Annotated in this window: 11 protein-coding genes; 3 read left to right on the plus strand and 8 right to left on the minus strand. The window is 73.5% G+C overall.

The genetic code is table 11. The annotated features are described in order from the left end of the window. Positions 1–42 precede the first annotated feature (42 nt). Positions 43–3,459 carry a WD40 repeat domain-containing serine/threonine protein kinase gene (locus IEZ27_RS33775; protein ID WP_189650961.1) on the plus strand — a complete coding sequence of 1,139 codons (3,417 nt, stop codon included), beginning with the start codon at positions 43–45 and terminating at the stop codon, positions 3,457–3,459. 273 nt (positions 3,460–3,732) lie between these two features. On the opposite strand, the gene IEZ27_RS33780 is transcribed toward IEZ27_RS33775, so the two are convergent. Together IEZ27_RS33780 and IEZ27_RS33785 are read right to left on the minus strand one after the other, a co-directional pair. Continuing rightward, positions 3,733–4,302: a hypothetical protein gene (locus tag IEZ27_RS33780; RefSeq protein WP_189650962.1), complete on the minus strand. Its 570-nt coding sequence runs from the start codon at positions 4,300–4,302 to the stop codon at positions 3,733–3,735. A 246-nt stretch (positions 4,303–4,548) separates the two neighbouring features. Next, positions 4,549–5,280: a Mut7-C RNAse domain-containing protein gene (locus IEZ27_RS33785; RefSeq protein WP_189650963.1), complete on the minus strand. Its 732-nt coding sequence runs from the start codon at positions 5,278–5,280 to the stop codon at positions 4,549–4,551. Between the two features lie 26 nt (positions 5,281–5,306). On the opposite strand from IEZ27_RS33785, the gene IEZ27_RS33790 reads away from it, so the two are divergent. After that, positions 5,307–6,206 carry a TAXI family TRAP transporter solute-binding subunit gene (locus IEZ27_RS33790; RefSeq protein WP_229824586.1) on the plus strand — a complete coding sequence of 300 codons (900 nt, stop codon included), beginning with the start codon at positions 5,307–5,309 and terminating at the stop codon, positions 6,204–6,206. Here the strand turns inward: IEZ27_RS33790 and IEZ27_RS33795 are convergent. The 6 genes from IEZ27_RS33795 to IEZ27_RS33820 form a co-directional block, all read right to left on the minus strand. Beyond that, positions 6,197–7,522 (minus strand): sensor histidine kinase, encoded by a 1,326-nt coding sequence (locus IEZ27_RS33795; protein WP_189650964.1) that lies wholly within the window; start codon positions 7,520–7,522, stop codon positions 6,197–6,199. The two genes, IEZ27_RS33790 and IEZ27_RS33795, sit on opposite strands and share 10 nt — an antisense overlap. Next, positions 7,519–8,184 carry a response regulator transcription factor gene (locus IEZ27_RS33800; RefSeq protein ID WP_125633345.1) on the minus strand — a complete coding sequence of 222 codons (666 nt, stop codon included), beginning with the start codon at positions 8,182–8,184 and terminating at the stop codon, positions 7,519–7,521. Before IEZ27_RS33800 ends, IEZ27_RS33795 begins: the two co-directional genes overlap by 4 nt. A 9-nt stretch (positions 8,185–8,193) precedes the next feature. After that, positions 8,194–9,504: an MFS transporter gene (locus IEZ27_RS33805; RefSeq protein WP_189650965.1), complete on the minus strand. Its 1,311-nt coding sequence runs from the start codon at positions 9,502–9,504 to the stop codon at positions 8,194–8,196. Between the two features lie 157 nt (positions 9,505–9,661). Next, a complete protein-coding gene (locus IEZ27_RS33810; RefSeq protein ID WP_189650966.1) occupies positions 9,662–11,752 on the minus strand; it encodes a protein kinase domain-containing protein in 2,091 nt (696 codons plus the stop codon). Between the two features lie 26 nt (positions 11,753–11,778). Then, on the minus strand, positions 11,779–12,753 hold the full coding sequence (locus IEZ27_RS33815) for a GNAT family N-acetyltransferase (protein ID WP_189650967.1): 975 nt from the start codon (positions 12,751–12,753) through the stop codon (positions 11,779–11,781). A 69-nt stretch (positions 12,754–12,822) separates the two neighbouring features. Then, positions 12,823–13,068, minus strand: a complete 246-nt coding sequence (locus IEZ27_RS33820) for a DUF2630 family protein (protein WP_189650968.1) — start codon at positions 13,066–13,068, stop codon at positions 12,823–12,825. A gap of 38 nt (positions 13,069–13,106) precedes the next feature. Between IEZ27_RS33820 and ddaH the strand changes: the two genes are divergently transcribed. After that, positions 13,107–13,853, plus strand: a complete 747-nt coding sequence (gene ddaH, locus IEZ27_RS33825) for a dimethylargininase (RefSeq protein ID WP_189650969.1) — start codon at positions 13,107–13,109, stop codon at positions 13,851–13,853. The last annotated feature ends 3 nt before the right edge of the window (positions 13,854–13,856 follow it).

Below are 13,856 nucleotides of genomic sequence, written 5' to 3' on the forward strand. Positions count from 1 at the left end.
GCACATCTGATGGCTCCCCTCACTCCGTCCGACCCTCACCGGTTGGGACGCTACTGGCTGGCCGGTCGGCTGGGGGCCGGTGGCCAGGGCGTGGTCTACGAGGCGTACGGCGAGGCCGGGGAGCGCGTCGCGGTCAAGGTGCCCAGGTTCGACAGCGCGGAGTCGCGTACGCGGCTGGCCGGGGAGGCGGCGGCGGCCCAGCGGGTGGCCTCGTTCTGCACGGCCAAGGTGATCGAGGCGCAGGTGGACGAGGCGCCGTTGTACATCGTCAGCGAGTACGTCCCCGGGCGCAGCCTGCGTGAGGTGGCGGCCGGGACGGGGGCGTACGGGCAGGACGCGCTGCGCCGCCTGGCGATCGGGGTCGCGACCGCGCTGACGGCCATCCACCGGGCCGGGATCGTGCACCGCGACCTCAAACCGGACAACATCATCCTGGGCCCGGACGGCCCCCGCGTGATCGACTTCGGCGTGGCCAGGGAGGCCGGGCCGACCACGAGCGGGCCGATCATGGGCACGCCCGGCTACATGGCGCCCGAGGTGCTCACCGGGCGCGCCGCCACCGGGGCGGCCGACGTGTGGGCGTGGGGGATGGTGGTGCTGTTCGCGGCGCGGGGACACGACGCGGTCGAGGCGGGCGAGCCGATGGCGGTCGTGGGCCGGGTGCTGGAGTTCGAGGCGGACGTCTCAGGGTTGCCGGAGGAGCTGGCCCCACTCGTGTCGGCGGCCACCGCCCGCGACCCCGCCGACCGGCCCGCCGCCGGGGACCTGCTGCTCCGCCTGCTGGGCGAGGGCGGCCGTCCGGACGCCGCCGACCCGCTCGCCCGTGGCGGGATCGTGGCGGGGGAGCTGAAGGGGCAGGCCGGGCCCGACCTGGGGGCGATCGCCGAGGAGCTCTACGGCGAGCTGAGCGAGGCCGAGCGGGCGGTCGTGCCCGAGGTCTTCCTGCGCCTGCTCGACGGCGACGCGCTGCGGCCCGTGGAGCGCGAGGAACTGCCGGAGGCGAAGACGGTCGACTCGATGCTCGGCGTGTTCGCCTCGGCGGGCATCCTGGCGGCGAGCGGCGGCGCGTACGAGCTGGTGGCCCCCGGCCTGGTGCGGGCGTGGCCGCGGCTGCGCGACTGGCTGGCGGGCAACCGCGAGGGGCTGCCCGTGCACCGGCGCCTGGCCGAGGCCGCCGCCGAGTGGGACGACCACGGCCGCAAGCCCGCCGACCTGCTGCACGGCACCAACCTGGACCGTACGCTGCGGTGGGCCGCCACCGAGCGCAAGGACCTCACACTGGCCAGGCGCGAGCGCGAGTTCCTGGACGCCGCCGCCGGGCAGGCCCGCCGGCGCTCCAGACGGCGCGGCCTGGTCGCGGCCGTGCTGGCGGTGTTGCTGGTGGCCGCGCTGGGCGGGCTCGGGACGGCCGAGTACCTGCGCAGGGAGTCGGCCCGCCAGCGGGACGAGGCGCTGGCCAGGGAACTGGCCCTGCGCGCCGCCGGGCTGCGCGAGCTGGAGCCCGCGCTGTCCGGCCTGCTGTCCGTGGCGGCCTGGCGGCTGGCCCCGGCGCTGATCGAGACGTCGGGCGCGCTGTACGAGGCGGCGTCCCAGCACGTCACCGACGTGTTCGTGGCGCCGTACGTGAACACGGCGAGCGTGCAGGCGCTCAGCGCGGACGGCCGCGTCCTGGCCTCCGCGACGGACGGCACCGCCCGCCTCTGGGACGTCCCGACCGGGCGGAAGTTGCACGAGGTGACCGGTCTCGGCGCAGGCGTGCAGACCCTCGCCGTGAGCCTCGACGGCCGCCTCCTGGCCGCCCTGGACGGCAAGGGCGTGCGGCTGTGGGACACCGTCACCGGCAGGCCGCTCGGCGGCCGGTTCGCGGGCAAGGCGAGCGGGCTGGGGGCGCTGGAGTTCGACCGCACCGGCCGCCGGCTCTCGGTCCCGTACGGCTCCGAGGCCGAGCAGTGGTGGGACGTCGCCACCCGCACCCCCCTCACCGCCCCCGGCGGCGCGATCCTGAACGGCGTCAGCCCCGACGGCCACTACGGCTTCGTCGCCGAGGGCGAGGAGAGCGCCGAGGTGTGGGACCTCGGCCGCGGCCGGCCGCTGGACCTGCCGATGATGCCCGGCACCGGCACCGCCGTCGAGGCCAGGTTCAGCGACGACGGCCGCGACCTCGTGGTCGTCGAGGACGTCCCCCGCCACGACAAACCCAGGATCCACCTGTACGAGCTGCCCGCCCGCACCACCGTGTACGAGTTCGACGGCCAGAACGCGCAGGCCGCGGACGTGGTCTTCGGCGGCCGGTACGTGGCCATGTGGCGACCGGCGGACCTGCTCACCCTGCGGCCGCGCGACAGCCTGGTGCCCGCGCTGCGGCTCCCGCTGCCGGACGGCGTCACGCAGGTCCGCTTCGACCTGGCGGGCAAGGCCGTACGCCTGCTGGACGCGGCCGGCGGCGTCTCCACCGTCGACGTCTCCACGGTGTTCGACCCCCCGGTCGAGGGCGAGCTGCCCGACCTGCGGATGCGCCAGGACGGCCGGGTGCTGGCCGTCAAGCGCCGGAGCCGGCTCGAACTGCTCGACCCGGCGACCCACCGCCGCCTGGCCGGCCCGGTCGCCTGGAAGGGCGAGGGGTCGGCGATGGCGTTCAGCCGGGACGGCACGCGGCTGGCCTACGGCGACGGCGACCGCGTCCGCGTGCTCGACGTCGCCGACGGCCGGGAGAGGCAGACGTTCGAGCTGGCCGGGAAAGGGGCGGAGCGGGCCGACGCGCTCGCCTTCAGCCCCGACGGCCGCACCCTGGCCGTGCTGCCCTCCAGGTTCGAGCGGGGGTTGCCGCTGGAGCTGCGCGACCTCGCGGGCGGACGGACGAGGACCACGAAGGTGGCCGGCGTCGGGCCCATGAGCTTCGCGCCGGACGGCTCCCGGCTGCTCATGGGCGGCCCCGAGCTGCGGCTCTACGACCCGGCGGCCGGGGCCGTGTTGCCGGTGGGGGCCGAGGCCAGGCTGATCGGCGGCGCCTTCGCCTACAGCCCCGACGGCCGCCAGGTGGCCTTCTCCCATCCCGGCCGGCTCACGCTATGGGACCGGGACCTGCGTACGCTGCTCGGGGCGTTCCCCACCGTGCCGGGCGCGGACCGGTTCGAGCTGCCCGCCTGGTCGCCCGACGGCCGCCTGATCGCCACGTACGAGAAGGGCCCCAGGATCCGCCTGTGGGACGTGGCCTCGCGGCGGCACATCGGCGTCGTGTTCGACGGGCTGGCCGAGTCGATGGGCGACAACATCTGGCTCGGCTTCTCGGCCGACGGGACGAAGCTGCGCACCCTGGACGACGCCGGCACCTTCCGTACGCACGACCTCGACCGGCGGCACGTGGCCACGACCGTGTGCGCCCGTGCCGGGCGCGCTCTCACGGCGGCGGAGTGGCGGGCGTACCTGCCGGGGGTGGAACCGTTCGATGTGTGCCGCTAGCGCCGGATCCTCCTCGCCCGACAGCCGGCACGTCCAGGATCTCCTCCACCAGTACGCGATAGTGCGTCAGCGCATCGGAGTGCAATTTCGCCTCCCGGCGAAGAGAGAGGAAGGGCCCGGCCCACCGGAGAAGCCGGCGGCCGTCAGGAACAATCTGCTCGTCGGCCAAGGTATCGGTCTGGTGGCGGGGTCCGAGGAAAGCGGTGGTGTTCTGTGCTTGCCTGCTTACCTCGGGCCCCTTCATGGATCGAGCCGGGTCGGGTCGGGCGGTGTTCAGCAGAAGCCGGGACTGGTTTCCCGCTGGACCTCGATGGAGGGCGCCGGCCCCTCGTACGGCGGCAGTGCGGACGCGGTCGTCAGCGGCTCGCCCGCCGTGCCGTCGACGCGCTCCAGGAAGTCGCCCCACCCGGTCGGCACGGTGAGCACCGTGATCGAGTACCACTCCCCGGCCATCGCGGGGTCGTCGCCTTCGAGCGAGACGGGTACGTCCCACTGCCCCGAGGGGCGTACGGTGTCGACGCGGTAGAACCGGGTGAGCCTCGTGCGCGGGGTGCCGGTCGTCCGGCGTACCCCGACCAGCAGGGTCGTGCCTTCGGGCAGCGTCGCGGTGCCTCTCACCAGCGGGCAGGGCGGCGCGGTGGCCCCTGGCCCGGTGGCGGGCGCGGTGATGGCGAGCCGGGCCGGCTGACCCTCGCCCTGCGCCTGGCCGTACCTCACCACGACGCCGGGCAGGCCCACCAGCGTCGTGGCCATGCCGACGATGGCGGTCGCCCACTTCCTTCTGATGCTCCACATGTGTGGAGCGCGCCCGGCGCGGTTGCCGGACTTTCCGTTCTTGGCCATGGCGGTGTTTCCCCCGATCCTGGGCGAATTTCCCGTTCTCCATGGGCGTGCGCGTTGCGGATACGCGGAAACGCGACGTGTCCGTTATTCCGGATAAACGTCGTATTGGAGTCTTTTACTCAACGGTCGGCGTGCACCCGATTTCGGGTAGAGCCGTTTCCCCTGCTCATACCCTTGATCTTCCGGGTAATCCCAGGTGGAGGGCGTTTTTGAGATCATCTTGACGCTTGCTTCAGACGGCGTGAATCAGGCGTTCTCAGTCCAAATACGGGCTGACTGCACGATTTCCTCAAGGTTGTCGCTGTGCGCGCCCTGCCAATAGACCCGGCCGCAGTCGCCGCAACGGCCGTACGCGTCGTAGCTGCGCCTGGTGCCGGCCTCCAGCAGCGACTCGACCTCCTCCTTGGCCACCGGGACGAGCACGCCGTTGCAGGACGTGCAGCGTGTCCAGGGAGCCAGCGGCGGCGCGAACCGTTCGAGCACGTCGCGGAGCTGGTCGGCGGGACGGGAGCCGCGGACGTACGCGCCCAGCCACAGCGCGCGGCGGCGCAGCAGGCCGCGGTCCTGGGTGAGCAGCACCCGCCGCTCCTCGTTCGCCTGGGCGACCAGCGCCGGGTCGTCCATGTCGTTGTGGTACGCGGTGTCCACGCCGAGCAGCCGCAACCGCCGCGCCAGCGTGCCCAGGTGCACGTCGAGCAGGAACCGCGGCCCGGCGGGCAGCGGCTGCGGCCGGGGCATCGCGTGCACCTCGACCACCTCGCCCGGCGCGAGCAGGTGGGCGGGGGCCACGCCGCGCCCGGCCGCCACCATCGGGCCAACCTCGGTCAGCGGGATGCCGATCGACTCGACGTGGTGGCCGAGCGTCGAGGTGCCGTCGGTGGTCACCTGCTGCCACTCCCGCCGCCGGTTCGCGGGCAGGAACATCCTCAGCTCGTCGGCGATGCGCAGGCGTGCGTCCTGTTCGGTCACGCTGTCCATTCTGCGGGACCGGATACCGTGAAATCATGCCCATATCCCGCCGGGCCTTCCTCGGGCTCGCCGCGCTCGCGGCCGGCTGCTCCGCGGCGCGGCCCGCCGAGCTGCGGCTGGTCACCGGGCTGGCGGGCGGCCCGTACGGCGTGCTCGGCGACCGGCTGGCGGGCGAGCTGCGGCGCGACGGGCTGACCGTGCGGGTGGTGGAGACCGCCGCCAGCGTCCAGAACCTCACCATGATGGCCGGCGGCCGGGCCGACGTCGGCTTCGTGCTGGCCGACAGCGCCGACGACGCGGTCAGGGTACGCCACCAGCCGGTCTCCGCATTGGCCCGGATGTACATGAACTACGTGCACCTGGTCGTGCGCGAGGGCGCCCGGATCACCGCGGTCGCGGACCTGGCGGGGCGCGCGGTCTCGATCGGGGCCGAGGGGTCGGGCACGGCGGTGACCGCGACCCGCGTGTTGTCCGCCGCCGGGCTGCGCACCCCGCCGGAGTTGTCCAGGCTCGGGCTCGACGCCTCCATCACCGGGCTGCGCGAGGGCCGCATCGAGGCGTTCTTCTGGTCCGGGGGCGTGCCGACGCCCGCGCTGGCCGCGCTCGGCGACATCGCGCTCGTCCCCATGGAGTCGCTGGTGCCGGTGCTGCGCCGCCTCTACGGCCCGGTCTACGAACACGCCGCCGTACCGGCCGGCGCGTACGGGCCGGCCAGGCAGGTGCCGACCGTGGGCACGCCCAGTTACCTGATGTGCCGTACCACGCTGCCCGACGACGTGGCCTTCACCGTCACCGAGACGCTCTTCAGGGCCCGCGACCGCCTCCAGGCCCCGTCGGCCCCCGGCGGCCGCCTGGACAAGCGGTACGCCATCGGCACCGGCGTCGTCCCCCTCCACCCGGGCGCCGCCCGCTACTACCGTTCGGTCTACGGCTGAGCCATGGCCAGCTCGACCACCAGCCCGTGCGGTACGGCGGGCCGCAGCCGCAGGGTGGCCCCGCACGCCTTGGCCAGCTCGGCGGCGATGGCGAGCCCGAGACCGCTGCCCGGGACGTTCGCGTGCGCCCCCGACCGCCAGAACCGGCCCAGCGCCTCGGCCCGCTCCTCCTCGCCCAGCCCCGGCCCGTCGTCGGCGACGCGCAACACCCCGCCGTCGAGCGTGACGGTCACCGTGCCGCCCTCGGGGACGAACTTCTGGGCGTTGTCGAGGGCGATGTCGGCGATCCTGGCCGCCGCCTCCGGCACGACCGCGGTGTCGGGGACGTCCGCCACCAGGCACACACCCTTGGCCGCGTAGACCTCCCGCCACACCGCCAGCCGCTCGCCGAGCGCGGCCTCCTTGCCCGCCAGGCCCGCGCCCGCCTCGACCCTGGCCAGCGCCAGCAGGTCCTCCACCAGCAGCGCCAGCCGGTCGAGCTCGGACATCGCCTCGGCGTACTCGGCCGTGCCCTCCGCGCGCAGGTGCGGCTCCAGGTTCTCCAGACGCAGCCCGAGCACGGTCAGCGGGGTGCGCAGCTCGTGCGAGGCATCGGCGACGAACGCCCGCTGACGTTCCATCGCCGCCGAGACCGCGTCGGCCATCGCGTTGAAGCGTTCCTCCAGCCGCCGCAGCTCCGTCGGGCCCACCCCGGGATGCGCCCGCGCGTCGAGCTGCCCCTGCGCGATGGCCCGCGTGGTGCGGTCGAGCTCGGTCACCGGCCGCAGGATCCAGCGGGCCAGCCGCCGGGCCGCCAGCGCCGAGTAGGCCAGCGCGACCAGCGCCCCGGCCGCCAGCGCGCCCCAGACCAGCGACACGTCCAGCCGGGCCTGCCCGGTCGGCGCCTCCAGCAGCACCACGCCGGACAGCTGCGCGTCGCGTCCGGCGGGCTCGGCCAGCAGCACCGTGGCCGGGCCGAACGGGCTGACCGTGGGCAGGTCCTCGGTCGTACGGCCGGACAGCGCGAGCCTGGTCGCCTCCCGGTCGTCGGCCTCGAACCGGCCCGCCGAGACCAGGATCGAGCCGTCGCGGTCGCGGACCCGTACGGCCGCGCCGTACAGGTCGGCGTAGCGGGCCACCTCGGTGATCAGGCCCGTACGGTCGTCGTCGCGGGCCGCCGCGTCGGCCAGCTCGGCGAAGCGGGTGGCGTCCGCGCGCCGGTCGAGCAGCAGGCGGTTGGTCCGGTGGGAGGCGTAGGCCAGGCCGAGCGGCACCGCCAGCGCCGCGATGAGGAAGACGATCAGCGTGGTGAACGTGACCACCAGGCGCGCGTTCACCCCGCCGGGCCCAGCCGGTAGCCGGTGCCGCGCAACGTCTCCACCAGCCCGGGACGCCCGGTCTTGGACCGCAGCCCGGCCACGTGCACGTCGAGCGACCGGGACGCCGACAGCAGCGGGTCGCCCCAGACCTCGTCGAGGATCTCCTCCCGGCTGCGCACCACACCCGGCTCGCGGGCCAGCAGCGCCAGCACGTCGAACTCGCGCCTGGTCAGCGTCACCGGCTCACCGGCGACCGTGACCTGCCTGGCCTCCAGGTCGATGCGCACGTCACCCACGCACACCACGTGGTCGCGCACCGGCATCGGACGGGTGCCGCGCCGCATCACGGCCTCCATGCGGGCCATCAGCTCGACCGTGCGGAACGGCTTGACCAGGTAGTCGTCGGCCCCCGAACGCAGGCCGCGCAGCACCTCGCGCTCCTGCGTGCGCGCGGTGACCACGATGAGCGGCACCGCGGAGACGCGGCGCAGCCGGCGCAGCGCGTCGAGCCCGTCCATGTCGGGCAGGCCCAGGTCGAGCAGCACGAAGTCGACGCCCCCCGCCAGGCGGAGGGCGTCGACGGCGAGGCCCGCGCGGGTGACCTGATGGCCGTGCCGGGCCAGCGCCGTGGTGAGCGCGGAGGCGAGGCGGTCGTCGTCCTCGACCAGGAGAACCCGCATAGTGCCAGGTTAGACGCGGGCGGCAACCGAATCCGACGGCTGCGCGCCTTCGCTGCGGGACAGTGCCACGTCACGTGTCTCGCGCATGGTCAGGTAGACGACGAGGGACACGGCCGCGCAGGCGGAGACGTACCAGAAGTAGCCGGACTCGATGTCGTGGCGCTTGAACCACAGGGCCACGTACTCGGCGGTGCCGCCGAACAGGGCGTTCGCGATCGCGTACGGCAGCGCCACCCCCAGCGCCCGCACGTGCGTCGGGAACAGCTCGGCCTTCACCACGGCGTTGATCGAGGTGTAGCCGGTGACGATGACCAGCCCGACGAGCGACAGGACGAGCGCGCCCCCGAAGCCGCTCGCCCCGCCGAGCGCCGTCATCAGCGGCACCGTCCCCAGCATCGACCCGATCCCGAACGTGATCAGCAGCGGCCGGCGCCCGATCCGGTCCGACAGCGACCCGGCCAGCGGCTGGAGGCACATGAAGATGAACAGCGCGCAGAAGCTGACCAGCGTCGCGGTCTCCTTCGGCAGGCCCGCGCTGATCGACAGGTACTTGGTGAGGTAGGTCGTGTAGGTGTAGTACGCGACAGTGCCGCCCATCGTCAGGGCGATGACCAGCAGCGCCTCCTTCTTGTGCGCGAGGAGCTGCCTGATGGTGCCCTTGGCCCGGCCCTCCTCTTCCTCCTCGCCGTACACCTCGGTCTCCAGCAGGCTGCGGCGCAGGTAGAACACGACCGCGGCGGCCACGGCCCCGACCACGAACGGGATGCGCCAGCCGTAGGAGTTCAGGGCCTCGGTCGACATCGTGTTCTGCAGGATGATCTGCAGGCCGAGGCCGACGAGCTGGCCGGCGGTCATGGAGACGTACTGGAAGCTGGAGGCGAAGCCGCGCCGGCCGCGCGGGGTGGCCTCGGTCAGGTACGTGGCGCTGGCGGCGTACTCGCCGCCGACCGACAGGCCTTGGAGCAGGCGGGCGACCACCAGGACCAGCGCGCCGAAGTAGCCGGCCGCCGCGTACGTCGGGGCGACGGCGATCAGCAGCGCGCTGGCCGACATCAGGGTGACGGTGAGCGTGAGCGCCGCCTTGCGGCCCCGGCGGTCGGCGTAGCGGCCGAGCAGCCAGCCGCCCAGCGGGCGCATGAAGAAACCGACGGCGAAGATGGCCGCGGTGTTGAGCAGCTTGGCCGTGTCGTCCCCTTCAGGGAAGAACGAAGCGGCGAAGTACACGGCGAAGCTGCTGTAGACGAACCAGTCGTACCACTCGACCAGATTGCCGACGGAGCCGCCGATCACTGCCTTCCACGGCACGCGCGCTTTGTTCATGTGGGACCTCCTGGGGGGAGTGGATGCAGGCCAGAGCCTCTCCCCAGAAGGTTGTTCGGACAAGGTGCGGCGGGTCAGATCTAACGTGCGCTTAACATCGGGTTCTTCTCGCCGCAACGCCTTCCCGCCGCAACGCCTTCTCACCACAACGGTCTTCTCAGCGCAGCGGGGGTTCGGCGTTCTTCGCGCGTTCGAGGGCCAGCTCGGGCCACCACTCGCCGTTCGCCGGGGCCACCACGCCCCGCTCGGGGTCCTTGTCGCCGTTCGTGCCGCGCCGGCACCTGCCGCTGGAGCTGCCCGCCCGGGTGATCCACAGGTAGGCGTCCGCCAGCTCCTCGCCGGTGTCGGTCGTCGGACGCTCGCCGACGCCCCGGCCCGGCGGGTTGCACCAGGTCTGCGGGTCCGCGTACGTCTTCGTCGGGGACCACGGGCCCTTGCCGTTCCTGGCGGTGTCCACGACGAAGTGCGGCAGGCCGGCGCCCGGGTCGGCGTCCTTCGGGCAGCCCGTGCCGCCGGTCCTGCGCATGACGGCGATGCAGGCCGACAACGACTTGCCGTACTCGACGGCCTTGGTGGTGCTCTGGTGCGAGGCGGTGTTGACGAAGAAGCCGTCGGCCTCGTCGATCCCGGCCCCGATCAGGCGCTCGGCCATGATCTCGGTGCCGGGGTAGAGGTCCTGGCTGCCGTCGAGGTAGACGGCCGTACGGGCGTGGCCGGTCTTGAGCGACCGTACGGCGTCGCGCAGGTCGCGGTAGCGCTGCTCGGCCGTGCCGGCGAGCTTGCAGTCCTTGGTGCCGGGCAGGTTGACCAGGCTGGACGGCTCAAGGATGACCACCGCCTCGTGGTCGCCTATCTGGCGGGCCACGCCGTTGACCCATTCCTTGTAGGCGGCCAGGTCGCCCGGGCCCGCGGGAAGGCAGTCGCCGCCCCCGGGCATGCGGTTGATCAGGAACACGGGCACGCCGCCCGCCTCCCGCGCGGCGGTCATCGTGGCCTCGACCGTGGCCCTGACCTCGGGCTGGTTCAGGCGGATGGCGTGGGGGACGGCGGCCAACCGGTCCATCAGCGCGGCGTCCGCGGGCCGGTCCTTCTGCCAGACGGCGGCCTGGCGGGCGGCGGCCTTCTCCTTCTCGGAGTAGAAGGTGACGCCGTCGCGGCGCAGCGGGTTGGCCGGCGGTACCGAGGCGGACGTGCTCGCCCGCCCGCCGGTGGTCCCGGAGGTCCCGGAGGTCACCGGGTGGACGGTGGCGTCCTGGCGGTTCCACAGCAGCGCCGTGGTGATGCCGGCGGCCACCACGACGGCCACGCCCGCCGCCAGCAGCCTCGTACGCCGGTTGCCCGCCGTCCGCTCGCCCGTCTCCTCAGGCGGGGCCGGGGGACGGGTGGACGCGGGCCCGGGGGCGGGTGGGGGGACGGACGGAGGGCGCGGGGCGGGGAGGACGGCCGACGGGTCGGCGGTGCTGAGGTGGTCCATCAGCTCCTGGGCCGTGGGCCGTGCGGCCGGGCTCTTGGCGAGGGACGCGGTCACCAGGTCCAGCAGCGGCCCCGACAACCCCCGCAGGTCCGGAGCCTCGTTGACGACGCGTAACAGGACCGCCGGCACCGTACCCGACCCGAACGGCGACACCCCGGACGCGGCGAAGGCGACCGTGCAGCCCCACGAGAAGATGTCCGAGGCCGGCCCCACCCGCGAGCCCGACACCTGCTCGGGCGACATGTACGACGGCGTCCCCACGACCGCGCTGCTCATCTCCGACTCCGCGAGCCGCGCGATGCCGAAGTCGATCACCTTGGGCCCCACCTGGGACAACAACACGTTCGACGGCTTGAGATCGCGGTGGACCACGCCGGCCCCGTGGATGGCCCGCAACGCCATCGCCATGGCCGCCGCCAGCCCGTCGAGCGCCGAGCCCTTCAGCGGCCCCGACTCGCGTACGGCGTCCGCGAGGCTCGGCCCCTCGACGTACTCGGTGACCAGGTACGCCACCTCCGCCCCGACGTCGGCGTCGAGCACCGGGGCGGTGCAGAACCGGGCGACCCGCCGGGCCGCGGCCACCTCGCGGGCGAACCGCCGCCGGAACTCCGGATCGGCGTCCATCCTGGCGTGGATGAGCTTGACCGCCACCTGGCCGCCGCTCTGGTCCTCGCCCAGGTAGACGACGCCCATGCCGCCCTCGCCCAGCCGACCCAGGAGCGCGTAGCGCCCCACCCGCCGCGGATCCCCGTCCCTCAGCGCCTCCAAGGTCATAATCCGTCAGGTTAGCCGCAGGGGTGTCACACCGTCAGCCGCCACTCGTTCCATTCGTCGAGCAGTTCGAAGCCCATGGCCTCGTTGATGGCCAGCATGTGGGCGTTGGACGTGGCGTTCCAGGTGATGACCTGCTCCAGGTGGGGCTCGCGCTCGCGCAGCCACAGCAGGTTGGAGAGCTTGAGCAGCAGGCCGAGGCGATGGCCGCGGTGCTCGCGCAGGACGGTCGTGTCGGCCTGGTGGCCCCAGGTGTCGGAGCGGTCGGCTTCGAGGTAGACGCGCGTGTAGCCGGCCGGCGCGCCGTCGGAGTCGCGCCTGGCGATCATCGTGTAGCAGGTCTGGCCGCTGAGCGTGACGTGCTCCTCGCGGGTGCGCAGACGGTCGAGGCTGAAGGTCATGTCCTCGAGATCGGGGTCGCGCGGGGCGTCGTTCATGCCGCCCATCAGCGTGGCGAGGTCGGCCAGCAGCTCCGGCCCGGCCGGGCCGAAGAAGCCTTCGACGCTGTAGCCAGGGACGTCGGGCAACATGGCCCGCAGCGCGGGCCAGTCGGCCGTACGCAGGTCGAGCGTGCGGCGGGCCTCCTCCTGCGCGACCGTGAACCCGTGGGCGCGGGCGAAGCGGGCGCCGACGCCCGTGGCCGGGGTCTCGGTGAGCAGAAGGGTGCGGCCGTGGGTGCGCATCCGGCCCACGACGTGCTCCAGCAGCGCGCCGCCGAGGCCGCGGCCGCGCAGCTCAGGGCGGACCACGAGCGGGAAGACCCAGCCCATGTGCTCGTTGTCGTGCTGGGACAGGGCCAGGCTGTAGCCGCCGGTCACCTTGCCGCCGTCGGTCATGACCCACATCTCGGCACGGTTGCCGGGGCCGCCCTCGCGGGCGATGACGGAGAAGCGGGCCTGCGACAACATGGGGCCGAGCTCGTGCGCGTGGCCCGCCAGGTAGGCGTCGTACAGGCCCGTCAGCAGCTCGCCCGGCCGGTCGGGATCAATTGGCTGGATGCGCATCCGTTCAGCCAAGCGCATCGGCACCGGCCGGGGCCAGCGAATTTACCGCCGCCAGACCTGCGTCCCGGCCTACTGGCGGTAGTTCTCCACCTCGCCGGCCGGGCGGACGGCCGCGCTGTCGGGGTCCTCGCCCACGCCGCGCCTGGCCCGGCGCTGCCGGAGCAGGTCCCAGCACTGGTCGAGGGCCACCTCCAGCTCCTTGACACGCGCGTGCTCCTCGTCGGAGGTGACCTCGCCCGCCGACAGCCTGCCGCGCAGCTCGTGCTCTTCGGTGACCAGAGCGCTGATCCTGGTGAGAATCTCGTCGTCCCGCATGCCCAAGACTCTAACGACTGCGTGATAGAACACGCCCTATGTCTGGTATTGCGCTGGTAAGGAAGCCCGGCCCCCGGATCGCCGAGGGCATCGTCACGCACATCGAGCGCGAACCCGTGGATTACGAACGCGCAGTTCACCAGCATGACGCCTACGTCGCGGCGCTGGCCGCCGCGGGCTGGCGGCCCGTCCACGTCGAGCCCGCCGACCACCTTCCCGACGCGCCCTTCGTGGAGGACGCCGTGGTGGTGTCGGGGCGGCTGGCCGTGCTCACCCGGCCGGGCGCGCCGGAGCGGCGCCCCGAGGTGGAGTCCGTGGAGCAGTCCGTACGGGACCTCGGGCTGAAGGCGGTCAGGATCGCCCGCCCCGGCACGCTGGACGGCGGCGACGTGCTCCAGGTCGGCCAGACCGTGTACGTCGGCAGGTCGGGCCGCACCAACGACGAGGGCGTCGCCCAGCTCGCCGCCCTGCTGCCGGAACGCCGGATCGTGCCCGTGGACCTGCGCGGCGTGCTGCACCTGAAGTCGGCGGTGACCGCCCTGCCCGACGGGACGCTCATCGGCGATCCCGCTCGCGTGGACCTGCCGGACCTGCTGGAGCCGCCGGAGGAGCCGGGCGCGCACGTGGTGCCGCTGGGCGGCGACCGCGTCCTGCTGGCCGCCTCCGCGCCGCGGACCGCGGCCCTGCTGGAGCGGCGCGGACTCGTCGTGACGACGGTCGACATCTCGGAGTTCGAGCGGCTGGAGGGCTGCGTCACCTGCCTCAGCGTCCTCGTCCCGGCCTAGCGC

The organism is Nonomuraea spiralis (assembly GCF_014648435.1).
GTDB classification, from domain to species: Bacteria; Actinomycetota; Actinomycetes; order Streptosporangiales; family Streptosporangiaceae; genus Nonomuraea; species Nonomuraea spiralis.